The sequence below is a fragment of the Mycobacterium liflandii genome (genome assembly GCF_022354805.1).
Classification (GTDB): Bacteria; Actinomycetota; Actinomycetes; order Mycobacteriales; family Mycobacteriaceae; genus Mycobacterium; species Mycobacterium marinum.
Window position 1 is genome coordinate 3,460,593 of sequence record NZ_CP023138.1, and the last position, 24,852, is coordinate 3,485,444.

Here is a 24,852-nt window from a genome sequence, read left to right on the forward strand (position 1 = left end):
ACCCACGCTAGCGCAGGCGATAATCGCAGCCGTGGACGACACGAGCGCAGGTCCGGTGGTAATTTTCGGCGGTCGCAGCGAGATCGGCAGTGAACTCGCGCGCCGGCTGGCTCCGGGGGCGACGGTGATACTGGCGGCGCGGGGCGCCGACCAGCTTGACGTGCAGGTCGCCGCCCTGAAGACCGCCGGCGCGGCGGCGGTGCACACCCGCGAGTTCGACGCCGACGACGTGGCCGGCCACGGCCCGTTGGTTGCCTCGATCGTCGCCGATCACGGGCCGATTGGTACCGCGGTGCTGGCTTTCGGGATCCTGGGCGACCAGGCCCGTGCGGAGCGCGACGCCGAGCATGCCATCGCCATTGTGCACACCGACTACGTCGCTCAGATCAGTCTGCTCACCCACCTGGCGGCGGCGATGCGCACCGCCGGCCGCGGGGCGCTGGTGGTGTTCTCCTCGGTGGCCGGGGCGCGGGTACGTCGCGCCAACTATGTCTACGGATCGGCCAAGGCCGGCCTGGACGGCTTCGCCAGCGGATTGGCCGACGCGCTGCACGGCACCGGGGTGCGGTTGCTGATCGTGCGGCCCGGTTTCGTCATCGGGCGGATGACCGAGGGCATGGCCCCCGCACCCCTATCGAGCACCCCGGACCAGGTGGCCGCCGCCACCACGCGGGCACTGGCCAAAGGGTGGCGCACCGTCTGGATTCCGTGGGCACTGCGGCCGATGTTCTTCGTGCTGCGGCTACTGCCGCAATTCGTGTGGCGAAAGATGCCGCGATGATTGTCGTGGTCGGTATCGGCGCCGACGGCATACCCGGGCTATCCGATGCGTCGCGCTGCGAACTGCAAAGAGCCACAATAATTTACGGCTCCAAACGGCAGCTTGACCTGCTCGATGAGACGGTCACCGCCAGTCGTCGTGAGTGGCCGTCGCCGATGCTGCCGGCGCTGCAACAACTGCCCGCCGATGGACCCGACATCCACGTTGTCGCCAGCGGCGATCCACTGATGCACGGCATCGGCGGCACCCTCATCCGGCTGTTCGGCCCCGAACACGTCAGGGTCGTGCCGCACGTTTCCGCGGTGACGCTCGCGTGCGCCCGAATGGGCTGGAACGTGCATGACACCGAGGTGATCAGCCTGGTCACCGCGCCGCCGCACACCGCGCTACGCCGCGGCGGGCAGGCGATCATCTTGTCCAACAGCAAGGCCACGCCCTCGCAGCTGGCGGCGCTCCTGCATGCGCACGGCAGCGGTGACTCCGAATTCAGCGTGCTCGAACAGCTCGGCGGTCCGGTCGAGCGCCACCGCCACGGCACCGCCAGAAAGTGGGCCGCCGAGGCCCCCGTCGACGTCGACGACCTCAACGTCATCGCCATCCGCTATCTGCCCGAGGCGCGGGTACTGGCGCCGCCCGACGACGCCTTCGCTCACGACGGCCAGATCACCAAACACGGCATCCGCGCGCTGACCGTGGCGGCCCTGGCGCCGCGGCCGGGTGAGCGACTATGGGACGTCGGCTCGGGCTCGGGCAGCATCGCCGTCCAGTGGTGCCGCAGCTGGCCGGGCTGCACCGCGGTGGCTTTCGAGCGTGACGAGCGGCGCCGGGCCAACATCGAATCCAACGCGGTGTCCTTCGGGGTAAGCGTCGATGCGCGCGGCGAAGCGCCGCTGGCGTTCGAGGGCACCGCCGAACCATCGGCGATCTTCCTCGGCGGTGGCCTGACCCAGCCCGGTTTGCTCGACAGCTGCCTGGGCCACCTGCCCACGGGCGGGCGCCTGGTCGCCAACGTGGTCACCGCGGAGTCGGAAGCCGCGTTGGTGCACGCGCACTCGCGCCTCGGCGGCCAGCTGCGACGATTCCAGCACTATCAGGGCGAGCCGCTGGGGGGCTTCACCGGCTGGCGCCCGCAGATGCCGGTCACCCAATGGGCGGTGACCAAGCGATGACGGTCTATTTCATCGGCGCCGGGCCGGGGGCAGCGGATCTGATCACGCTGCGCGGTCAACGGCTGCTCCAAAGCTGCCCGGTGTGCCTGTACGCAGGCTCGATCATGCCCGATGACCTACTCGCTTACTGTCCGGTTGAGGCGAAAGTCGTCGACACCGGTCCGCTCACCCTCGAGCAGATCATCACCGAACTCGCCGCCGCTCACGCCGCCGGCCACGACGTGGCCCGGCTGCACTCGGGTGACCCGTCGCTGTACAGCGCGCTGGCCGAGCAGTGCCGCCGACTCGACGCGCTGGGCATCGGCTACGAAATCGTTCCGGGCGTACCGGCGTTCGCCGCTGCCGCGGCCGCACTCAAGCGCGAGTTCACCGTGCCCGGGGTGTCGCAGACCGTCACGTTGACCAGGATTTCCACCCTGTCCACGCCGATGCCGCCGGGGGAGGACCTGGCTGCCCTGGCCAAGCCCGGCGCCACGCTGGTGCTACACCTGGCCGCCGCGCAGATCGATGCCATCATCCCGCAACTGCTGGCCGGAGGCTACCGACCCGAAACACCCGCCGCGGTAGTCGCTTTCGCCAGTTGGCCGCAACAGGCCGTGCTGCGCGGCACGCTGTCCGACATCGCGGCACAGATGCACAACGCCAACATCACCAAGACCGCGGTCATCGTCGTGGGCGACGTGCTGGCGGCCGACGGCTTCACCGACAGCTACCTGTACTCGGTGGCCCGCCGGGGGGCGCATTGACGCGGCTATTGCTGCTCGGCGGCACCAGCGAGGGGCGCGCCCTGGCCGCCCGGCTACATCCGCAGGTCGACCTGGTCAGCTCGCTGGCCGGGCGGGTGCCCGACCCCGCGCTGCCGGTTGGCCCGGTGCGCATCGGCGGGTTCGGCGGTGTCGACGGGCTGCGACGCTGGCTCGTTGACGAGCGCATCGACGCCGTGGTGGACGCCACTCATCCGTTCGCGGCGACCATGACCGCCCACGCCGCCCAAGTCTGTGCCGAACTGGCCTTACCCCACATCGTCTTGGCTCGCCCACCATGGGATCCGGGGGCGGCCCTGGTGGTGAGATCCGACATCGAAGCGGCGGAATCGGTAGCACAACAACGGTTCTCGCGGATATTTCTGACCACCGGCCGATCCGGCACGGCGGCCTTCATCGACAGCGACGCATGGTTTCTGATTCGCGCGGTCACCGCGCCTGACGGCGCCTTGTTGCCGCGTCGTCACCAGCTGGTGCTCTCCCGGGGGCCATACCACTACGACGACGAGGTGAGGCTGCTGCGCGAACACCGGATCGACGCACTGGTCACCAAGAACAGCGGCGGCGCCATGACCCGCGCCAAACTGGATGCCGCTGGCGCACTCGATGTCCCGGTGGTGATGGTGGCGCGACCGCGGCTACCGGCGGGCGTGAGCAGTGTCGGCACGGTCGAGGAGGCCGCCGCTTGGGTCGCGCTCCTGCGCTAGCTACGTCAGCCGGTTAGATCGTCGCGCTCGTTGTCGGCGAGCAGCGCGTCGCGCGCCCGGGCGACACGGGACCGGATGGTCCCCACCGGGCAGCCGCACACGGCGGCGGCGTCGGTGTAGGACAGGCCCAGCAGCTGGGTCAACAGCAGCGCCTCCCGCTGATCGGAGGTCAGCTGGGCGATCATCGTGGTCACTTCCACCAGGTCTTCGAAGCCGCGAGCGCGCCGTCCACGGTCAAGGAGCAGCTCGGGGTCCACCCCGTGTGCGGCGCGCGGCCGTGCTTGCAGGTGGCGGATGTGATCGGCCACCACCCGCCGTGCGATCGCCAGTAGCCAGGTTCGAGCACTGGACCGCCCGCCGAACCGCCGGATGGCGCCGATGGCGCGCAGGAAGGTCTCCTGGGTCAGATCGTCGGCGCTGCCCGCGTCCGACAGGTAGGCCACAAAACGCCACACGTCTTGCTGGGTGGCTTTGATGAACGCTTCGAATGCCCGCGCGTCACCATCCGCGGCCGCCAGAGCCAATGCTGTGACGGCCTCGTCGTCCGGTGACGTGGTCATGGGCAAATACCTTAACCGGGCAGGTGCGGCGCCCTACGACCGGCCGTCGTAGAGCGCCGCGGCGGGGCCGCCCCACGCCGCAGCGCCGGGGAAGCGACACGCTGAAACCGGGATCGTGGGACACTCGTTCGCGATATGCGTCCCTCAAACCCGCGGTCGGCGGTAAACCGGCGTCAGTTGCTAGCGGCGATGGCTGCGTTGGTCCCGCTTTCGGCATGCTCCAAAGCGGCCAGTGATCAACACTTGGCCTCGACGATGGCGGTGCCCAGCCCGGACCTCGAAAGCCGCTTTGCTGAACTCGAGCAGAAGTACGAGGCACGACTGGGGGTGTACGTGCCGGGAACCGACGCGACGGCGGCGGTCGAGCATCGCGGCGATGAACGATTCGCCTTCTGCTCCACGTTCAAGGGGTTGCTCGGTGCCGCGGTCCTGTACCGGTATTCGATTGCCCATCTCGGCACGGTGATCACCTACAACAGTGCCGATATCCGGTCGACGTCGCCGATCACCGAGCAGCATCTGGCGACCGGGATGAGCATCGGCGGGCTGTGCGATGCGACGATTCGCTACAGCGACGGCACCGCGGCCAATCTGTTGCTCCAGGACATCGGCGGTATCGCGGCCTTCAACGAGTACCTGCGGAGCCTGGGTGACTCGGTAAGCCGGCTTGATCAGATGGAACCAGAGCTGAACCGCAATCCGCCCGGAGACGTGCGCGACCCCCCCATGCCATCGCTATGGACTATCAACAGGTGGTTCTCGGTGACGCGTTGCTCCCCGAGAAGCGCGACAAGCTGATCGACTGGTTGGGGCGCAGCACCACCGGTGCCAAGCGAATCAGGGCCGGATTCCCGGCTGACTGGCGGGTGATCGACAAGACCGGCTCGGGCGAATACGGACGGGCCAATGACGTTGCGGTGGTGTGGTCACCGGGTGGCACGCCCTACGTGGTGGCGATCATGACCGATCGAGTCGGCGGCGGCCCCGAGGCCCCCTGGTGTGATCCGCTGGTAGCCGACGCGGCCAAGTGCGTGGCCGACGTTCTCGCACAGTGGTCTGCCTGAGCCTGCATTTGCCTGAATTGGCCGGCGGCGTGCGCTAGCCACATGTATCGGCATCGTCTTGGTTCGCTCCGCCGGCCTTCATATATACCCTACGGGGTATGGTATAAATGGTCGTCGGGAGGATGTCGTGAGCGAAGGAGGGGACGGGTGAGTTGGCGCATGTCAGCAACTGGTCGTCCCGTGTCGTGCCGGCATGCGTGGGGCGGTGAAAGTGGTGTTGACGTGGTCAGGGCGGGGCGTTCTTTGGGCCTGATGACCACCGCTCGCAGGGGCAAATGGCCCTATTCCACGCGACAGCGGGCGAGCCAGACTAATTCGGTGGCTAGGGGCCATGAGCGAAGGGAAACGTAAGTGTTCACCTTTCTGAAGCGGGCGTGGGTGCCGATCGTTGTTGTTATCGCGGTCGCCATCGGGGGCACAGCGGTCGATCGTCTTCGGGGTGTGTTCGGCTCCGACGAGATCTTCTCGTCGACCGGCAGCAGCGTGGAGACCATCGTGCCGTTCAACCCAAAACAATTGACCTACGAGGTTTTTGGGCCAAGTGGTACGGCTGGCAGCGTGAGTTATCTGAACAAGAACGCCGAGCCCGAGGAAGCGGATTTCAGCACCCTGCCCTGGACCCGCACGATCACGACGACAATCCCGGCGATCATCGCCAACATCGTGGCGCAGGGCAACAGCGACAGCATTGGTTGTCGCATCACCGTCAACGGTGACGTCAAGGACGAGCAATCCGCGCAGGGACACCACGCCCAGACCTTCTGCTTGGTGAAAGCAGCATGAGCGGCAAGAGCGGCAACGACCGCCCCCGATTCATGCGGATGGTGCGCGCGTTCGCGATACCGATCATCCTGATCTGGCTGTTGCTGACCATCGCGGTCAATGTCTTCGTGCCGCAAATCGAGTTTGTCGCAAGGGATAACGCGGTGACGATGTCGCCGCAAGATGCGCCCGCGATGATCGCCGCCAAGCGCATCGGCAAGACGTTCCACGAGTCCGACTCGGACAGCATCGTGATGATCGTTCTCGAGAGCGACAAGGAACTCGGCGACGCCGCACACCGCTACTACGACGGCCTGGTGCAAAAGCTGGAGGCCGACACCGAACACGTCCAGCACGTCCACAACCTGTGGGCGGACCGAATCACGGCCGCGGGTGTTCAAAGTGGCGACGGCAAAGCCGCCTACGTGCAACTGAACATCGCGGGAAACCAAGGCAGCACCCTGGGTAACGAGTCTGTCGACGCGGTGCGCGCCATCGTGGACCGGTCACCGCCACCTGACGGAATGCGGGTCTACATCACCGGTCCGGGGGCTTTGACCACCGACATGAACGAGGCCGCCGACAAGAGCATGTTCAAGATGATGGGCGTGACCGGCGTGGTCATCATGATCATGCTGTTCATCGTCTATCGCTCGGTCAGCACGGTGCTGCTGGTGTTGGCGATGGTCGGTTTCGAGATGGGCACCGCCAGGGGAGTCATCGCCCTGCTCGGGCACCACCATTTGCTGGGGTTCTCGACGTTCGTCGTGGCCATGTTGTCATCGCTGGCAATCGCGGCGGGCACCTACTACGCGATATTTCTCATCGGCCGTTACCAAGAGGCACGCCAGGCCGGTGAAGATCGCGAGACGGCCTACTATTCGATGTTCCGCGGCACCTATCACGTCATCTTGGGCTCGGGGCTGACGATCGCCGGCGCAAGGTTCTGTCTGCACTTGGCTCGGCTGTCCTACTTCAAGGCACTGGGCATCCCCTCTGCGTTGGGGTTGTTGGTTGTCATTGCCGGTGCGCTGACGGCGGCGCCGGCCATCGTCGCGGTGGCCACCCGGTTCGGCCTGCTCGATCCGCGACGGATGATCAAGGTCCGCGGCTGGCGGCGCATCGGTACCGCGACCGTCCGCTGGCCTGGGCCGGTGTTCGTGGCGTCACTGCTGATTGCCCTGGTCGGGATGATGGTCGTGCCGGGCATGAAGATCAGCTACAACGATCGCTACTACATCCCGCGTAACTTGCCGTCCAACGTTGGGTACGTCGCCGCGGAGCAGCATTTCAGTGCGGCGAGACTGAACCCCGACATCCTCATGATCGAGGGCGATCATGACATGCGTAATTCCTCGGACATGATTCTGCTGGACCGGATCGCTAAGGAGGTGTTCCGGGCACCGGGTATCGCGCAGGTGCAAAGCATCACCAGGCCCCTGGGCAGCCCCATCGAGCACTCGTCGATTCCGTTCCAGGTCAGCATGCAAGCGCTGCCGATACAACAGAATCTGAAGTTCATGAAAGAGCGCACGGCCGACATGCTCAAGATGAGCGACGACCTGGGCGCCATGATCGCCTCGATGGAGCGCATGCAGGGTCTGCTGGGTCAGATGAGCGGCACGACGCACCGGATGGTCGGCGACATGGGCGAAATGCGGGTCACGCTCAACGAAATGCGGGATCATCTGGCCGATTTCGATGATTTCGCGCGACCGTTCCGCGGCTACCTGTACTGGGAACAGCACTGCTTCAACATCCCGGTCTGTTGGGCGTCGCGATCGGTCTTTGACGCCATCGACGGCGTCGACAAGTTCAGCGAGAACATGGACGCGCTGATCGGCGATATGAACGACGTCGACTCGATACTGCCCCGGATGCAGGCCGAGTTCCCGTCGATGATCGCGGTGGCAACCTCCATGCGAGGCACGCTGCTCACCCTGCACAGCAGCTTCTCGGGGCTTGTCACACAGATGTCGCGGATGACCGACACCGCTAGCGCGATGGGCCAGGCGTTTGACGCTTCCAAGGCCGACGACTACTTCTATCTGCCGCCGGAAGCGTTCGACAACCCTGACTTCCAGCGGGGTCTGAAACTGTTCTTGTCATCGGACGGTAAGGCCGCGCGCTTCATCATCACCCACGACTCCGACCCGGCAACTCCGAAAGGTATCGCGGCGGTCAAGCCGGAACTCAATGCCGCGCGCCAAGCGGTGAAGGGGACGCCGCTGGCCGACGCCAAGTTCTATCTCACCGGGACAGCGGCGATCTACAACGACATCCAAACCGGTTCCAAGTACGACATCCTGATCGTGGGAATCGCGGCGCTGACGTTGATCTTCGTGGTCATGGTGATCATCACCCGGGCCTTGGTGGCTTCACTGGTGATCGTCGGAACGGTGTTGCTGTCGTTGGGCGCCGCATTCGGGCTGTCCGTGTTGGTCTGGCAGCACATCCTGGGCCTGGACTTGAACTGGATCGCGCCGGTGTTCGGGGTGATCATTCTGTTGGCGGTCGGATCCGACTACAACCTGCTGCTCGTTTCGCGCTTCCAGGAAGAGATCGGCGCAGGACTGAAGACCGGCATCATTCGCTCGATGGGTGAAACGGGCGGTGTGGTGACCGCGGCCGGACTGGTGTTCGCCTTCACCATGTTGTCCATGGTTGCCAGCGACCTGCGCTCGATTGGCCAGGCCGGCAGCACGATTGGTCTCGGCCTGTTGTTCGACACCCTGATCGTGCGCTCGCTGATGACGCCATCGGTGGCCGCGCTGCTCGGACGCTGGTTCTGGTGGCCGCTGCGAGTGCGGCCGCGCCCGGCCAGCTACATGCTGGGCCCCTTCGGGCCGCGCCGGCTGGTTCGTTCCCTGCTGCTGGGCGAGCCCACAGATGTGGCGACTTCCCAGCCGGCTGGATACGGTGGTTCGCCTGAACGTTCTAACGGCGATCCGGCCACTGTCCCAGCAGCTGCTCCGGCGCCGGAGACGGGCGGTGCTGGCGGGAGCGCTCGTTAGCTGGCCCGACAACCGAAGGAGCCAGCGCCGAAGTGAACGACGATCCGCGTGCCGACATCGTCTCTCGTCAGTACCAGCGGTGGGTCTACCCGCATCCCATCGAGGATTTGCCGGCATGGACCTCAGCCAACTGGGAGTGGTTCGATCCGGTGTACTCCCACCGGATTCTGTGGCCGGACCGGGCATACCAGCCCGATCTCGATATCTTGATCGCCGGCTGCGGAACCAACCAGGCAGCGATTTTCGCGTTCACGAATCGATCGGCGAAGGTCGTCGCCGTCGATGTCAGTCAGACTTCACTGGATCATCAGCAGTATCTGAAAGACAAGTACGGGCTGACCAACCTCGAGTTGCATTTGCTGCCAATCGAAGACCTGCACACGCTGGGGCGTGACTTCGATCTCGTGGTATCCAGCGGCGTCCTGCACCACATGGCAGATCCGCTGACCGGAATGAAGGCGCTGGCCGGTTGCCTGCGCCCCGATGGCGTGGTCGCGGCGATGCTGTACGGCAAGTACGGTCGCATCGGCGTCGATCTGCTGGATTCGGTTTTCCGCGACCTGGGTCTGGGCCAGGACGACGTTTCGGTGACGATGGTCAAGGAAGCCATCGCTCTGATGCCGCCCTACCATCCGGTTCAGAACTATCTGAAAAAGGCTCGGGACCTGACCTCCGATGCTGCCTTGGTCGATACCTTTCTGCACGGCCGCCAACGCAGCTACACCGTGGAGGAGTGCGTCGACCTCGTCGCGGACGCCGGATTGGTATTCCAGGGCTGGTTTCAGAAGACACCGTACTATCCGCACGATTTCTTCGTGCCCAACAGCAAGTTCTATGCGGCGGTGAACGCGTTGCCGGAGCCGAAACTGTGGTCGGTGATGGAGCGCGTGGAAACATTGAACGGCGTCCATCTGTTCATGGCCTGTCACCCGGATCGGCCCAAAGAGTCTTACACGATTGACTTTTCGGCCGCAGACGCGTTGGACTACGTTCCGGTGCTGCGGACGCGCTGTGTGGTGTCGGGCAACGAAATGATCTGGCCCGGTTTCCAGATGACGCCCAAGCCAGAGCAGCTGGCCTTCTTACGCAAGGTCGACGGCCGTCGCACCATTGGAGAAATCGTGGCCGGTGTCGCGCAAAGCGGCGAGGGCCCCGGGGGCGGCATCGCCGAACTCGAGGAGTTCGGCCGCCACCTCTTCAAGTCGCTGTGGCGGCTGGATTTCATTGCGGTGGCGCTCAATACCGGCCCAGCCGGCTAGGGGTAGTGGCGGGGCGTGAACACCCGGTCGGTCGAATCAACGGCATACCACTGGGTTTGGGACGAGCCGATGATCAGCAGGCAGCGCATGTCGACGTCGGCTGGGTTCAGGTCGGCCAGGCGCACCACGCGGACATCCTCATCGGGTCCGGACACATTGCGGCCGATCACCACCGGAGTGCCTGGGTCCCGGTGTTGCAGCAGCAGCTCTCGCATCGCGCCGACCTGCCACGTCCGAGTCTTCGACGCCGGGTTGTAGATCGCCAGCACCAGGTCCGCCGCGGCGGCAGCGCCAAGGCGTGCCGCGATCACCTCCCACGGCTTGAGCCGGTCCGACAGCGAGATCACCGCGTAGTCATGTCCCAGCGGGGCGCCGACCCGACTGGCCACGGCCTGGGCCGCCGTCATCGCGGGAATGACCCGAACCGGCACCCCGGGCCACTGTTTGGCCTCCTCGAGCACGGCAGTGGCCATTGCGAACACGCCCGGGTCGCCAGAAGACACCACCGCCACCGCGCGCCCCTGCTCGGCCAGCGAGCAGGCCAGCCGGGCTCGGGCGGGTTCGTCGGTGTTGTCGCTGGGATGACGCCGCTGGCCGTCACGGACCGAAATCCGGTCCAGGTAGGGGCCATAGCCGATCAGGTCGGTCGCCCGTGCCAGCTCCCGGCGGCTCTGTGGCGTCATCCAGTCCGTGTCGCCGGGGCCCAATCCGACCACGGCAACGGTGCCGGCGACCACCGTGCTCCGACGGCCGCCAGGCAGCATGGCCAGCGAAAAATAGGGCACGCTGGCTTCGTCGACGTCGGCGGCTGGCAACACGCGCTGCCCCGGCGTGCTGGCTCGCTCCACGTAGAACGTGTCATCGAGCTGGCCGGAAGTCGAAAGTGCTTCGCGGACATTGTGATACGAACGTCCCAGCTTGAGCACCACGGCCGCGTCGACGTCGGCGAGGCGACGGGTCAGCTCGGCAACCGGCAGGGTGCCGGGCAGCACCGACAGCACCTCGTCGCCGGCCACCAGCGGGGTGGCGATGGCCGCGGAGGCGGCGCTCACCGAGGTCACCCCCGGCACGATGACGGCGTCGAACCGCTGGGTCAACCGGGTGTGCAGGTGCATGTATGAGCTGTAGAACAGCGGGTCTCCCTCGGCGAGCAGCGCCACGTTGCGCCCGGCATCGAGGTGCGCGGCAATGCGCTCGGTGGCCTGCTCATAGAAGTCCTCGAGCGCGCCGGCGTAACCGCCGGGATGATCGGTGGTTTCGGTGGTCACCGGATAGATCAGATGCTCCTCGATCTGGCGGGGCCGCAGATACCGTTCCGCGATGCCGCGGGCAATGCTGCGGCCGTGCCGGGCGCTGTGGTAAGCCACCACATCCGCCTCGCCGATCACCCGGGCGGCCTTGACCGTCACCAGCTCTGGATCACCGGGCCCCAGCCCGACACCCCACAGTGTGCCCCGATCGGTCATTCGCTGTCGTTCGCAATCGCGTTGACGGCGGCCGCGGCCATGGCGCTACCGCCGCGGCGGCCACCTACCACCAGATAGGACATGCCGCGCGGTCTGTCGATGAGTTCCTGCTTGGACTGGGCCGAGCCGACGAAGCCCACCGGACCGCCCAGCACCGCGGCCGGTGCTGGCGCCCCCTCGTCGATCAACTCGAGTAGCCGGAACAGGGCGGTGGGTGCGTTGCCGATCGCCAGCACCGCGCCGGCCAGCCGATCCGCCCACAGCTCCACCCCGGCCGCCGAGCGGGTCGTCTCGCGTCGCGCGGCCAGCCCGGCCGCCCTGGGATCGGCGACCAGCGACACCACCTGATTGTCGGCGGGCAGCCGTGCGACGGTTATCCCGGCCGCCACCATCGAGGAATCACACAACACCGGGGCACCATCGCGTAGCGCGGTCCCGGCCCGGGTGACCACATCAGCGGTGTAGGCCACGTGCTCGGCGACATCGACCTGTCCGCAGGTATGGATCAGCCGTACCACCACCCGTGCGATATCGGCGGGAAACCGACTCAGATCGGCCTCGGCGCGGATGGTCGCGAACGACTGTCGATAGATCTCCGCGGCGTCACGGATGTAGTCGAGCACTCGCTCACCCTAAGACGTCAGGCTTTTCGCAGCAGCCGGTAGCCCTGCGCGGTGGCTACCAATACCTCACCCGCCAGCGGGCTCCCACACGCCCGCTCACAGCCGACGAAGTGCCGGTGCACCCCGGAAGCTGCGGCTTCGGTACGCACCGACAGCGCCGCATCCGCCCGAACATCGGCGGCCGAGCTGGCGCAGCCGGGGCTGCCGGTGCACGCGCTGACGTTGAGCCAGGGAGAGTTCTCGTCGAACACCAACCCCAGCGGTGCGAGCACCCGCAGTGCGGTGTCGGCGATGGCTTCATCGAGATCAAATACCAGCACCGATCGCCACGGGGTGATCGCTATCGGAGCCTCGATCGCGGCGAGGAACTCCGCGACGCGGGCGGGCAGAATCCCCAGCGGCACCGCAGCGCCCAGCGTGACGCGGCCGTCCCGTTGCGGTATCCAGCCCACCGGAGCCTTGGTGACGGCCGGAAATCGCGAGCCCGGCGCGGCGCCGGGAACCAGGACGCTCGGATCGATCAATTCGTTTACCCGCCAGAAGTTTCCGCGCATCTGGGTGAATCTCACGGCCAGCTCCGTGAGGGTTGGCACCACGTCGTCGGGGGCCAGCCGGACACCGGTGTCACGCCCGTCCAGCAGCACCGCGCATCCGTCTGCCAACACGTGCACACCCACATCGGCACCCAGCCCGGACACATCGGCACGCCCGTCGTCGATGCTGAACCAGAACCGGCCGCCCAATTGCGCCAGCAGGGGTTCGGCGCAAATCGCGGCATCCAGCTCGCCGACCCACGACTGCAGGTCGGCCAGCCCGCCGACGCGGCCAGACAGTGGCGAGGCCACGATATTGCGGACCCGCTCATGGGTGGGTGACGGCAACAGCCCGGCATTGGCAATGGCGTCGGCCACCGCCATCACGTCGGTGATCGCGCGCAGTTGCAGGTTGCCGCGGGCGGTCAGCTCCAGCGTTGCCGATGCCAACTCGTTGGAGGCGCGGGCAAGCGCCGCCAACTGGTCGGCGGTGAGCCGGCCGCCGGGCAACCGAACCCGCACCAGAGCGCCGTCGGCGGCCTGATGCACTTGCAGCGCACCCGGACAGGCGTCGGCATCACGCGCACGGGTCACCTGCTCACGGTACGGGACGCAGCAAGCGCGCCGTATCAACCGACTCCGGGTGCGGCCCCGAAAGTGGGGTGACCCACGCAGCGGCTCAGGCCAGCATGCGGCGAGCACGCGCCAGTTCGGGCAGCGGGCTATCGGTGGGCATCCGGTTGAAAGCTTCCACGAGCGCCTGGCGGGCGGGCCCCCGCGTAGTTCGAAATCATCGAGTGCGGCGCGCAATTCGTAGAGCGGGGTGCCCTGTCGGCGGGCAAGGTCCAGGGCGGCGGCCAGCTCCGAACTACGGGTGGCGGGGTCGTCCTGGGTATGTGCGCGCAGCCGCAACAATTCGGCTTCGTAGAAGCACATTTCGGTGCTACGGCCCAACGCGATCGCCTCCTCCAAGCGGGCGCGGGCCTGCTCGCGATGCCCAGCGGCGGCCAGCGCCTGCCCGAGGGCACCCTCGAACAGGGTGACGTACACCGTTAAACCGGCCGCGCGAACGGTCTGCACCAGTTCGGTTGCGCGCGCGATGCTCGCGCCGATCACGGCCGGGTCATCCGACCCAATCGATGCCAGCGCGTCGACCGTGGCCCGCAGCGCCGTACCCCACAGTGCCCACACCTCGAACCCGTGCCGCTGGGCGTGGTCGATCAGGCCGGAGGCCGCCGCCGCGGCGTGGTCGAACCGGTGGGCTTAGACGTCCACCCAAATCTCGAAGAACCGCGCAAAGCCGACGCTGAAGGGACCGTGCGGGAAGCTGAGTCCGTCGGCCCGCCGGGCGGCCTGAGCAACCTGGGCCTGTGCCGCGCGCAGATCGCCGTGGGCGATCCGATCGAGAGCCAGCACACCGTGTGCCATGGTCAGCGGATCTGTCGGCGCGAACCACATGGCCTCGATTGTGTGCTGGTCTGCGGCCAGCAACTCCTCGACGGCGCACTGTATCTGCGGGCCCGCGGTGGCAAACGCACCGCGCAGCCACGCTGCGATGCCGAGACAGATCCTGATCAACAACCCGAAGAACTCCCGCCCGTCGGTGAGGCCAGCGCGTAACGCCTCGAATACTCCGGTAGAGCGGGCCAGGTCGCCCACCGCGAAGTAATACCCGGCCAGGGCGAGCAACGTCTCGAAGACCTCGTCATCACGGACCTCGGCCCCGCCCAACCGCAGGCAGCACTCGAAGTCGGTCGCGGTGGCGCGATTGAGCGGGCCCTCGGCAACGCTGGCGAGAAACCCCCGTTCCAGCCGCACCGCCATCTCCCGCAGATCGCGGGCGCGCTCGGCCCCCTGTCGATCGATCTGCGTGAGTGCGTTTGTCAGGTAGCCGCGGGCCTCGCCGACGGCGCCGCGGCGTCTGGCGGCGGTGGATGCCCGCTGGTACGCCGCTACGGCCTCGCCGTGGTTCTCGGCCCGCTCGTAGTGTGCGGCTACCAGCTGCCAGTCGGGTTCGCCGCCCGCCCCGCCGATCAAGGCGTTGGCCACCTTGGAATGCAGTTCGCGGCGGACGCTGGGCGGTGCCAACTCCGCGGCTACCTCGCGAAGCAACTCGTGGCGGAATCGCCAGCCGTTGGTACCCCACGGCTCGAACACCTGCGCATCCTCGAGTTCGCCCAGGACATCGTCGAGCGCGTCGTCACTCAGGTCGACCACCGAGGTCAACAAGCCACGATCCAGGTGGCGGCCGATGAGCGCGGCGGCCTCCACGACCGGGACGACGTTGGCGCTCGCGCGCAGCCGGGCCAGCAGGGGCTCGTAGAGGCCCTCCGGAACTCCGCTGGTGCGCAGGCCGGTGACGACCTGCTCGATGTAGAACGGCACGCCGTCGCAACGGCCAGCTATCGCCGCGCGATCGTCCGAGGACAGGCCGGGATCCAGAGCGTCGATCAGGGTATCGGTCTGTTCCTGGGTCAACGGCTTCAACTCGATCACTTCGACCGGCCACTGCCGCGGAAGCCAGTCGCCGGGGCGTCCGGTGATTACCAGCAGTAGTCGACCGGTTCCGTTGGCCAGCAATGAGCCGAGCATCTCGATGGTCGACGGGTCGAACCAGTGCGCGTCTTCGGCAATCACCAGTCCGGCGCGATCACCCACACTGGCCAGCACATAGTCCTGCACCGCTTGCTTGATCAGTTCGTAGAGCCGGCGGCCTTCGGCCGGCGCCGGCTGATATCCATACTCGGGTGCGATGCTCAGTACCGGCGCCAACAGCGGCACCGTGGTCAGCGGATCCAGACCACGAGCGCTGACCTCGGCTTCCAGCAGCCGTAGCCGCTCGTCCTGCGGGGTGAGCCGGCTGATGCCGCTGCGATGTTCCAGCAAGGTGCGGATGGGGTGCAGACCGGCGTCGGCGTGCAGCGACGATCCAGCCAACTCCAGCACCACCGCCCCCGAGTTCTCGGCGATCCCGGCGGCCGCGGCCGCCAACCGGGACTTCCCGATCCCCGGCTCGCCCCACAACACCAGCCCGGCAGTGGCGCGAGTGCCGGCCTGAACATCTGCCCAGTTGTCTTGCAGCCGCGCGACCTCGCGGTCGCGCCCCACCAGGGGCCCCCGCGCGGATCTGGCAGCAGTCTCCCGCTCGCCCAGTACCCGGTGATGCACGATCGGCTCCACGACTCCCTTGACCGCCGCAGCCGGGCACTCCTGCAGCTCGAAGGCGCCCTGAAGCAACGGCGCAACGACGTCGGAGACCACGACCGCTCCGGGCGGGGCCAGGCCCGCCACGCGCGCGGCCAGGTTGGCACCGAGTCCGTAGACGTCGTCTTGGCCGGTGTCCAGATAGACGAGCCCGCGATGAATCCCCACCCGGGCCGCAAGCTGACTCCCGACGCGGCGGCGCAGCTGTTCACCGAGGCGGGCCACCTGGTGGCTGATTTCCAAACCCGCCCACACGGCGCGGCGCGCATCATCCTCATGGGCTTGGGGGTAGCCGAATACCGCCAGCAGCCCCTCGCCCTTCGGCGAGCCGATGTGGCCGCCAAACCGGTTCGCGATCTCCAGCACCAGGTCTCGATAGCGGCCCACCAACAGCCCGTAGCTACAGGGCTCCAGTCGGGTCGAAAGAATGGTGGCGTCGACCAGGTCGGCGAACAGGATGGTCAAGCGGCGGATCTCACCGCCGGTGCTGCGCAGCGTCAGCAGATCCTCGGCATCGGCGTTGCCTAAGTCGACGGCAAGCACCTGCCCGGCCAGCTCACTGGCGGCACCTCGATCACCACGGTTGATCGCCGCTACCGCCTGATCCAGCAATTCATCGATCGACGTCCCAGCTGGATGGTCAACGTCGTCGTTCGCCGCACCGCGCGGCCTGGAGTCGGGCATCGCCAACAATCGTGTCACCGTCGGCGGGTGATCGGGGAAGGAAAATGCCCCGGGCCGCGCTGCTCCGACGCCGGGTGCCCGATCGCGCCACTTCACGCCGATGCGGGTAGGTGACACGATATTGACGTGAGCGAGGGTCAGCCGCGCCCCGAGCAACCCAACCGCGCCGCTGGGTCGCTCGACGAGCTGCTGGACCGCGCCGTGCTGGCCCTCAACCGGGGCGACCGTGGTGTGGCTGATGCTCTCGCGCAGCAGGTGCTGGCGGTCGAACAGGGAAACATCGAGGCCCGGGGCGTGCTGGCGGCGGCCCCGGGCGACGGGGGCAAGATCCGGCGCTTGACGATCGTGTTCGCCGACCTGGTCGACTCCACGGTGCTGTCGACCCGGCTGGATCCCGAACCGTATCGGCTACTGGTGGGCGGCTACCGCGATCTGGTCCAGCGAATCGTGGACCGCCATGACGGGCGCATCGCCTCGACCAAGGGGGATGGGCTGCTGGTGGTTTTCGGGCATCGGGCGGGGCAGCACAACGACGCGCACCGTGCCGTGCGGGCGAGCTTGGAGATCACCCGAGAGGTCAGCAAGCTCAGCGACTACGCGCAACGCCGATTCAGCGTGGGGATCGCCGTGCGAGCCGGGGTGCATCGCGGGCTGGTGTACTCCGACATCACTCGAGACGACGTTTACGGGCTGGCCGCCAACGTTGCTACCCGGGTGTCCGGCCAGGCGCCGCCGGGCGCCGCGGTGGTCTCGCACACCGTTGCGGCCCTGGTACGTGACCATTTCGACTTGGAGGGGTGCGCAGCTGTGGCCATGGCGGAAATCGATGCGCCGATCACCCACTTTCGAGTGCTGGGGGAGCGGACCGGGTAAATCGGAACTACCGAGCCCAGATCGGCAACTAGCGGTTGTCGCGGGCGGTCAGTCCCCGCGAAGCACGGTGCTGTGCTGCCCCCGGCTAGAACCGGCGTGGAATGCGGCCCAGCTCACGAAGCCAGCTCCGGCGCGCGGTGTCGTGCCACTTCAGCGACGCGGGCACGGTGCGCCAACCCTGTTTGATGGTGGTCCGCAACGCGCGATAGCTTGCCTCGTCGACGCCGGACCACCCAATCCCGAAGCGCTCCCGCACAACCGGAGGCAGACCGCCAAAGATGACCAGGCGCATCGGCGTTGCCAGCGCGGTGCGAACCGGCATCGTGGGCAGCAGGGCGTCCATGATCGGGCGCAGCAGCGGAGTGCTCGGATAATCCGGCGAGGTGCTCATGTCGGGGATCGCCGTGCGCTGGATGAACTCGATCAGAAAATCCGAAGCAGCGTTGGGCTGCAGCACTTCGGTGCAGTAGCGCTCGTATTCACGGTTGAAATCAGCCAACGTCGGGGGCAGCACCGAGTCGGTCATGTCGTATCGCCGGTACCATTCGCAGCCCTCGAGGTAAAGGCGTTCGCGTTCGCGATCGGTCAACCGGTGGACATCCCAGTGCTCGGCGAGCCGGTGCACCATCATCTGGAAGGTGGCGTGTGCCCACCAGTACGTCTCGGGTTTGAGTGTGTGGTAGCGCTGCCCGTCGGGCAGTTGGCCCTTGATGTCGCGGTGGAAGTCGCGCACCCTGATCCCGGTCGCGTCCGCATCGGGTCCGTCGTAGATGGTGCCGAGAATGCCGGGCAGTGAACGGAATACCCGGTCTACCGGATCGTCGAAAAAGTTCGAGTGGTCGATGAGCCCTTGGCCGATCGCGGGATGCATCGTCTGCATCAGACCCGCCGTACCGCCCTCGAAAGCGATTCGCATGTCGCCCGCCCAGCGCCAGAGCAGCGACTCGGGCCCCAGGTCGACGCGAGTGTTCACCGGGGTCACGAAATGCCGGTCCGCCGGGTGTAGACGTCGTGCTGGTCGCGTCGCAGATCGGTGGTGAAAACGCGCCCGGACCCCAGCGCGCGGCCAAGCGCCTCCGCCAGGCCCAACGGCATCAGACGCTGCGCCCACAGCGTCACACCCAGCGAACGAGGCACGGCCACATGGGGTTCCGGCTTCGCAATCACGCCGACGACCGCCCGCGCGACGTCTTCCGGCTCGGCATTCTTGAAGCCCTTCGCATGTCCGACACCGGCGACCATTTCGGTATTGGTCAGCGTCGGCATGATCACCGAAAAATGGACTCCCTTGCCGCGGGTTTCCATTCGGACCGCGTCGGTGTAGCCGAGCACGGCATGCTTGGTGGCGCAGTAGGTTGCGATGCCTTCGGTGGGCAGCATGCTGCCCACCGAGCCGATGTTGATGACGTGCCCGCGGCGTCGGGGCAGCATCCGCTGCATGGCCAATTTGGTGCCGAGGATGACGCCGTGGACGTTCACGTCGAACAGGCGGTGAGTGGCATCGTCAGGCTCATCGACCGCGCTGCCCACCGAGATCAAACCGGCGTTGTTCACCAGGACATCCAGTGGCCCCAACTTGTCCTCGACGGTGTCGAGGAAAGCGGTGAACGACTGCCGTTTTGTCACATCCAATCCGCAGGCCAGCGGCAGCCCGAGCCGGTCGCCGGATGATTTGGCCGTGGACACATCGATGTCGCCGATCGCGACTTTGGTGCCCAAGCCGTGTAGCGCCGTGGCGATAGCCAGACCGATTCCGCGAGCCCCACCGGTGATGGCGACGACTTTTCCGGCAACCGAAGATGTCATCGCTACACGGTACGACTTGGCGACTGTCCCCAGGAACCCACATCAACGGAGGGATCCGCACCGGCTCCGCCAGTGGCAGACGCAACCGTGCCGAATGCGCTGGTTTGCTTGTGCGGCGGAACTTTTGCGCTGGCAGAGAGCGGCGCGAGTAGAGTCGCTGGGATGGCGGGGCCCTCGGCGAACGAGCGGATGCTTGCCGGGGTTGCCGCTGCGTCCGTCGCGCTCGGTGTCGCCCAGGTGGTCAGCATCCCGTTTGGGACGCGCGCCGACGCACGCACGGCGGTCGGCTCTGCGGTCATCGATATCACCCCGGGGCCGATCAAAGAGTGGGCGATCCAGGCCCTCGGTCCACTGGACAAACCCTTCCTAGCCATCGTGGTGCTCGTAGTGATCGCGACATTGGCGGCGCTGGCCGGGACCCTCGAGACCCAGCGCCGCCCGCTCGGCAGCGCCGTGATCGCCGCGGCGGGTGTTCTCGGCTGCGCCGCCGTGCTGTCGCGCCAGGGTGGGACCCTCCTGGACACGATTCCCACCATCGCGGGCGCCGCCTGCGGTGTGCTGCTGCTGCGCGTGCTGATGCGCCGGTTCTGGCCCGACGCAGAGGATCCGAACGGCAGCGGCGACCAGTCGGACGCCGGCCGGCGCAGGTTGATCATGTTGGGCTTGCTGGGATTCGGAGTCGTAACCGGGGTAACGGGTGCGGTCCTCGTGCGCCTGGCGCATTCGGTGGCGGCCGACCGCAAGGCATTCACCCTTCCCCAGCCAGGAACAACGGCGCCGCCAATACCGGCCGATGTGCAACCGAAAGGTGTTGCGCTCCCGGACTTCATCACACCTAGCGCCGACTTCTACCGGATCGACACCGCACTTGTTGTGCCGCAACTCAGCCGCGGTGACTGGCGGCTGCGCATTCACGGCATGGTGGACCGCGAAATCAGCTACACGTTCGACGACCTCACCCAATTCGACGTGGTCGAAACGGTGGCCACACTGACCTGCGTATCCAATCCGGTTGGTGGAAACCTCATTTCAACGGGCATCTGGACGGGATACCGGGTCGCGGATCTGTTGTCGGCCGCCGGTGTGCACAAAACCGCCGATATGGTGCTCTCGACTTCAATCGACGGGTTCACCGCCGGTACTCCGGTGCAGGCCCTCACCGACGGCCGTGAAGCGCTGCTAGCGCTGGGCCTCAACGGCCAGCCCCTGCCGGTCGAGCATGGCTACCCCGCCCGCCTGGTGGTGCCCGGATTTTACGGCTACGTGTCGGCAACCAAATGGGTGGTCGAGCTGGAGCTGACCCGGTTCGACAGGGCCAAGGCGTACTGGACGCGGCAGGGCTGGGCCGCGCGGGCGCCGATCAAGACCGAGTCGCGGATCGATGTGCCGAAAAGAGGTCAGAAGGTGCCGGTGGGGCCCGTGGTGTTCGGCGGTGTCGCATGGGCGCAGAATCGTGGCGTGCGGGCCGTGGAGGTCCGTATCGGGGACGGCGGGTGGCAGCGCGCTGAACTGGGCGCGAGTTATTCCAATGCGACGTGGCGGTTGTGGAGTTTGCCTTGGCAGGCCAAAAGCCCCGGGACTCACACCATTACTGTGCGGGCCATCGACAACACCGGGGCGGTGCAAACCGAAGATCGGGCCGATCCGGTTCCCGATGGCGCTACCGGCTGGCACACGGTGACCTTCACCGTGGTGGACAAGTGAGGTCTATTTAGACGACATCCTGCGCCAACTGATCACCGCGATCACTATGCCGACCAGCGCAGTGATCGGCCCGATGACAGACCAGGTGGTGGTGTTGCTCATCGGGCTGCCGCCGAGCACTCCGAATCCCTGCAGCGCCCAGATCGACCCGAATAGCGCGATGATCAGCCCGACCGCGAAGGTAACGACGAAACCCCTGCTCATATGGGAACCCTACGTGCCGATTCGTCGCCATGAGGGCGCTGCGGTACGAATGACTGGTGGCTGAGCCGACCATCCTGCTGTTGTCGACGTCGGATACCGACCTGATCTGTGCCCGATCCAGCGGCAGGGCCTATCGGTGGGCCAACCCGGCGCGGCTGTCCGATCTGGAGCTGGCGGACCTGCTAACCGACGCCGCGATCGTGGTGGTGCGGATTCTCGGCGGCTACCGGGCCTGGGAGGACGGCATCGAGGCCGTGTTGGCCGCCGGCGTCCCCGCGGTCATGGTCAGCGGCGAGCAGGCCGCTGACGCGGAGTTGATGGACCGTTCCTCGGTCCCGGCGGGTATCGCGCTGCAGGCTCACATCTACCTGGCGCAGGGGGCGTGGACAACTTGCGCCAGTTGCACTCGTTCCTTTGCGACACCGTGCTGATGACGGGCGTTGGTTTCGGTCCGCCGGTTGCCATCCCGTCCTGGGGGGTGCTGCGGCGACCGGATGCCGGCAGCGCCGGTCCCACCATTGCCGTGCTGTACTACCGCGCGCAACACTTGGCCGGCAACACCGCCTATGTGGAGGCGTTGTGCGCGGCGATCGAAGCCGCGGGCGGACGTGCGCTTCCGGCGTACTGCGCCTCGTTGCGCACCGCCGAGCCGGAGCTGCTGACAACGCTGGGTAGTGCCGATGCCATGGTGGTCACCGTGCTGGCCGCCGGTGGGGTCAAGCCGGCAACCGCATCCGCCGGCGGTGATGACGACAGCTGGAACGTGGAACACCTCGCGGCCCTGGATATTCCGATTCTTCAGGGGCTGTGCCTGACCAGCCCGCGGGCGCAATGGTGCGTCAACGACGACGGACTGTCCCCGCTCGACGTCGCGACTCAGGTCGCGGTACCGGAGTTCGACGGCCGCATCATCACAGTTCCGTTCTCGTTCAAGGAGATCGACGACGACGGCCTGATCGCCTATGTCGCCGATCCGGAGCGCTGCGACCGGGTCGCGGGCCTGGCGCTGCGGCACGCGCGACTGCGCGGCGTTGACCCCGCCGACAAACGGGTGGCGTTGGTGTTCTCGGCTTACCCGACCAAGCATGCGCGCATCGGCAACGCGGTCGGCTTGGACACCCCCGCCAGTGCGGTGGCGCTGCTGCGGGCTATGGGCGAACGTGGGTACCAGGTGGGCGAGCTGCCCGGTGTCGAAGCGGCCGATGGCGACGCGCTGATCCACGCGCTGATCGAGCGCGGCGGCCAGGATCCGGACTGGCTCACCGAAGGTCAGCTTTCCGGTAACCCGATCCGGGTATCCGCCAAGGACTATCGGCGCTGGTTTGCCACGCTCCCATCCGAGCTGACCGATGCGGTGACCCAGCATTGGGGTCCGCCGCCGGGGGAGCTGTTCGTCGACCGCAGCAATGATCCGGATGGCGAAATCGTCATCGCCGCGATGCAGTCGGGCAACCTGGTGTTGATGGTGCAGCCGCCACGCGGCTTCGGGGAAAACCCGGTGGCGATCTACCACGACCCGGACCTGCCGCCGAGTCATCACTATCTGGCCGCCTACCACTGGCTGGATGCGGGCTTCGGGGCTCATGCGGTGGTGCACCTGGGCAAGCACGGCAATCTGGAATGGTTGCCGGGCAAGACGCTGGGCATGTCGGCGGCGTGTGGATCCGATGCCGCGCTGGGCAATCTGCCGTTGATCTATCCGTTCCTGGTCAACGACCCCGGTGAGGGGACCCAGGCAAAACGGCGGGCACACGCGGTTCTGGTCGATCACCTCATCCCGCCGATGGCCCGCGCCGAAACCTACGGTGACATCGCCCGGCTGGAGCAGTTGCTCGATGAGCACGCCAACGTCGCGGCGCTGGACCCGGCCAAGCTGCCGGCCATCCGTCAGCAGATCTGGACGCTGATCCGGGCCGCCAAGATGGACCACGACCTAGGGCTGACCGAGCGCCCGGAAGAGGACTGCTTCGATGACATGCTGCTGCATGTCGATGGTTGGCTCTGCGAGATCAAGGATGTCCAGATCCGCGACGGCCTGCACATCCTCGGGCAAAAGCCAACGGGGGAGACCGAACTCGATCTAGTGCTGGCCATTCTGCGGGCCCGCCAGCTGTTCGCCGGTGCGCAGGCGCTACCCGGTTTGCGCCAGGCACTCGGCCTGGCCGAGGACGGCACGGACGAGCGTGCGGCAGTGGACCGGATCGAGGCGGCCGCCCGTGGTCTGGTGGCCGCGCTGCAGGCCGCGGACTGGGATTGCGCTGCCGTCGAACAGATCACCGACAATCCCGAGGCGGCGGCGGTGCTGCGGTTCGCCGCTACCGAAGTGGTGCCGCGGCTGGCCGGGACGGAAGCCGAGATCGACCAGGTGCTACGTGCCCTGGACGGACACTTCATTGCCGCGGGTCCGTCGGGGTCGCCGTTGCGCGGTCTGGTCAACGTCTTGCCGACCGGACGTAACTTCTACTCGGTGGACCCCAAGGCCGTACCATCCCGGCTAGCCTGGGAAGCCGGTGCGGCGCTAGCGGATTCACTGTTGACTCGATACCGCAATGACCACGGGCGGTGGCCGCAGTCGGTGGGGCTGTCGGTGTGGGGCACTTCGGCGATGCGCACCGCCGGTGACGACATCGCCGAAGTGCTCGCGCTGCTGGGCGTTCGGCCGGTGTGGGATGAGGCGTCCCGGCGCGTGGTGGACCTGACTCCCATTGCACTGGCCGAGCTGGGCCGGCCGCGCATCGACGTGACGGTCCGGATCTCCGGGTTCTTCCGCGACGCGTTCCCGCACGTGGTGACGATGCTCGACGATGCCGTGCGGCTGGTGGCCGAACTCGATGAGCCGGCCGAAGACAATTACGTACGCGCGCACGCCCAGGCCGACCTGGCTCAGCACGGCGACCAACGGCGAGCCACCACAAGGATTTTCGGCTCCAAACCGGGAACCTATGGCGCCGGGCTGTTGCAGCTGATCGACAGCCGCAACTGGCGCGACGACGCCGACTTGGCGCAGGTGTACACCGCCTGGGGCGGATTCGCGTACGGACGCGACCTGGAGGGCCGCGAAGCGGTCGACGACATGAACCGCCAATACCGGCGCATCGCCGTGGCCGCCAAGAACACCGACACCCGAGAACATGACATCGCCGATTCCGACGATTACTTCCAGTATCACGGCGGCATGGTGGCCACCGTGCGTGCCCTGACCGGCCAAGCGCCGGCCGCCTACATCGGCGACAACACTCGCCCCGACGCGATCCGCACCCGAACACTGTCGGAGGAGACCACCCGGGTGTTCCGGGCGCGGGTGGTCAATCCCCGCTGGATGGCCGCCATGCGCCGGCATGGCTACAAGGGCGCCTTCGAGATGGCGGCGACGGTCGATTACCTGTTCGGCTACGACGCGACTGCCGGGGTGATGGCCGACTGGATGTATGAGCAGCTCACCGAGCGCTATGTGCTGGACCCGGAGAACCGCAAGTTCATGACGGAGTCCAACCCCTGGGCGCTGCACGGCATGGCCGAGCGACTGCTGGAGGCGGCCGGGCGCGGGATGTGGGCTCAGCCGCAGCCCGAGACGCTCGACGCTCTGCGCCAGGCGCTGCTGGAAACCGAGGGTGATCTGGAGGGGTAGCCCCCCCGGCGCGAGCAGACACAGAATCGCACTCGGATAGCCCTCCG

At 66.9% G+C, this 24,852-nt stretch carries 17 protein-coding genes and 2 pseudogenes; 11 read left to right on the forward strand and 8 right to left on the reverse strand.

Features of this window, described 5'->3' with window-relative positions; genetic code table 11:
- Positions 1-31: 31 nt before the first annotated feature.
- Genes dprE2 through CKW46_RS15595 form a run of 4 tightly spaced genes read left to right on the forward strand, consistent with a single transcriptional unit; the run spans position 32 to position 3,421 of the window.
- Complete coding sequence (gene dprE2 / locus CKW46_RS15580; protein WP_240274847.1) at positions 32-781, forward strand: decaprenylphospho-beta-D-erythro-pentofuranosid-2-ulose 2-reductase; 750 nt, start codon at positions 32-34, stop codon at positions 779-781.
- Positions 778-1,950, forward strand: a complete 1,173-nt coding sequence (locus tag CKW46_RS15585) for a bifunctional cobalt-precorrin-7 (C(5))-methyltransferase/cobalt-precorrin-6B (C(15))-methyltransferase (protein WP_015355687.1) — start codon at positions 778-780, stop codon at positions 1,948-1,950. Before dprE2 ends, CKW46_RS15585 begins: the two co-directional genes overlap by 4 nt.
- Entirely contained in the window at positions 1,947-2,696 is a 750-nt protein-coding gene (cobM, locus tag CKW46_RS15590) for a precorrin-4 C(11)-methyltransferase (protein WP_011740290.1), read from the forward strand. Before CKW46_RS15585 ends, cobM begins: the two co-directional genes overlap by 4 nt.
- Complete coding sequence (locus CKW46_RS15595; protein ID WP_482053339.1) at positions 2,693-3,421, forward strand: cobalt-precorrin-6A reductase; 729 nt, start codon at positions 2,693-2,695, stop codon at positions 3,419-3,421. The genes cobM and CKW46_RS15595 overlap by 4 nt, the downstream gene beginning before the upstream one ends.
- A gap of 5 nt (positions 3,422-3,426) precedes the next feature.
- Here CKW46_RS15595 and sigC read toward each other — a convergent pair whose 3' ends face one another.
- Positions 3,427-3,981, reverse strand: coding sequence for an RNA polymerase sigma factor SigC (gene sigC / locus CKW46_RS15600; RefSeq protein ID WP_012394740.1), 555 nt, complete (start codon positions 3,979-3,981; stop codon positions 3,427-3,429).
- A gap of 255 nt (positions 3,982-4,236) precedes the next feature.
- Between sigC and bla the strand changes: the two are divergent.
- From bla to CKW46_RS15620, 4 genes and pseudogenes are all read left to right on the forward strand, one after another.
- Positions 4,237-5,045: pseudogene (bla, locus tag CKW46_RS15605) on the forward strand (class A beta-lactamase).
- Positions 5,046-5,396: 351 nt separating this feature from the next.
- A complete protein-coding gene (locus CKW46_RS15610) occupies positions 5,397-5,828 on the forward strand; it encodes an MmpS family transport accessory protein (RefSeq protein WP_015355689.1) in 432 nt (143 codons plus the stop codon).
- On the forward strand, positions 5,825-8,821 hold the full coding sequence (locus tag CKW46_RS15615; RefSeq protein ID WP_499017972.1) for an MMPL/RND family transporter: 2,997 nt from the start codon (positions 5,825-5,827) through the stop codon (positions 8,819-8,821). The genes CKW46_RS15610 and CKW46_RS15615 overlap by 4 nt, the downstream gene beginning before the upstream one ends.
- Before the next feature lie 32 nt (positions 8,822-8,853).
- Positions 8,854-10,080: a class I SAM-dependent methyltransferase gene (locus tag CKW46_RS15620; RefSeq protein ID WP_117437658.1), complete on the forward strand. Its 1,227-nt coding sequence runs from the start codon at positions 8,854-8,856 to the stop codon at positions 10,078-10,080.
- Here CKW46_RS15620 and CKW46_RS15625 read toward each other — a convergent pair.
- The 4 genes from CKW46_RS15625 to CKW46_RS15640 form a co-directional block, all read right to left on the reverse strand.
- Complete coding sequence (locus CKW46_RS15625) at positions 10,077-11,546, reverse strand: precorrin-2 C(20)-methyltransferase (protein WP_015355691.1); 1,470 nt, start codon at positions 11,544-11,546, stop codon at positions 10,077-10,079. The two genes, CKW46_RS15620 and CKW46_RS15625, sit on opposite strands and share 4 nt — an antisense overlap.
- On the reverse strand, positions 11,543-12,169 hold the full coding sequence (locus CKW46_RS15630) for a precorrin-8X methylmutase (protein ID WP_012394735.1): 627 nt from the start codon (positions 12,167-12,169) through the stop codon (positions 11,543-11,545). Before CKW46_RS15630 ends, CKW46_RS15625 begins: the two co-directional genes overlap by 4 nt.
- Before the next feature lie 17 nt (positions 12,170-12,186).
- Positions 12,187-13,296, reverse strand: coding sequence for a precorrin-3B synthase (cobG, locus tag CKW46_RS15635; RefSeq protein WP_011740282.1), 1,110 nt, complete (start codon positions 13,294-13,296; stop codon positions 12,187-12,189).
- Between the two features lie 669 nt (positions 13,297-13,965).
- Positions 13,966-16,686 (reverse strand): AAA family ATPase, encoded by a 2,721-nt coding sequence (locus tag CKW46_RS15640; protein WP_499017976.1) that lies wholly within the window; start codon positions 16,684-16,686, stop codon positions 13,966-13,968.
- Positions 16,687-16,716: 30 nt separating this feature from the next.
- Between CKW46_RS15640 and CKW46_RS15645 the strand changes: the two genes are divergently transcribed.
- Positions 16,717-17,463 (forward strand): adenylate/guanylate cyclase domain-containing protein, encoded by a 747-nt coding sequence (locus CKW46_RS15645; RefSeq protein ID WP_482053342.1) that lies wholly within the window; start codon positions 16,717-16,719, stop codon positions 17,461-17,463.
- 85 nt (positions 17,464-17,548) lie between these two features.
- Here CKW46_RS15645 and CKW46_RS15650 read toward each other — a convergent pair whose 3' ends face one another.
- The gene (locus tag CKW46_RS15650; RefSeq protein ID WP_482053343.1) at positions 17,549-18,445 is read right to left on the reverse strand and encodes an oxygenase MpaB family protein; all 897 of its coding nucleotides are present in this window, start codon (positions 18,443-18,445) and stop codon (positions 17,549-17,551) included.
- Positions 18,442-19,269, reverse strand: coding sequence for an SDR family oxidoreductase (locus tag CKW46_RS15655; protein WP_117437652.1), 828 nt, complete (start codon positions 19,267-19,269; stop codon positions 18,442-18,444). Before CKW46_RS15655 ends, CKW46_RS15650 begins: the two co-directional genes overlap by 4 nt.
- Positions 19,270-19,431: 162 nt before the next feature.
- On the opposite strand from CKW46_RS15655, the gene CKW46_RS15660 reads away from it, so the two are divergent.
- On the forward strand, positions 19,432-20,973 hold the full coding sequence (locus CKW46_RS15660; protein WP_482053344.1) for a molybdopterin-dependent oxidoreductase: 1,542 nt from the start codon (positions 19,432-19,434) through the stop codon (positions 20,971-20,973).
- 3 nt (positions 20,974-20,976) lie between these two features.
- Here CKW46_RS15660 and CKW46_RS15665 read toward each other — a convergent pair whose 3' ends face one another.
- Complete coding sequence (locus CKW46_RS15665) at positions 20,977-21,177, reverse strand: hypothetical protein (RefSeq protein ID WP_015355697.1); 201 nt, start codon at positions 21,175-21,177, stop codon at positions 20,977-20,979.
- A 56-nt stretch (positions 21,178-21,233) separates the two neighbouring features.
- Between CKW46_RS15665 and cobN the strand changes: the two are divergent.
- Positions 21,234-24,805 (forward strand): annotated as a pseudogene (gene cobN / locus CKW46_RS15670) (cobaltochelatase subunit CobN).
- Positions 24,806-24,852 lie beyond the last annotated feature (47 nt).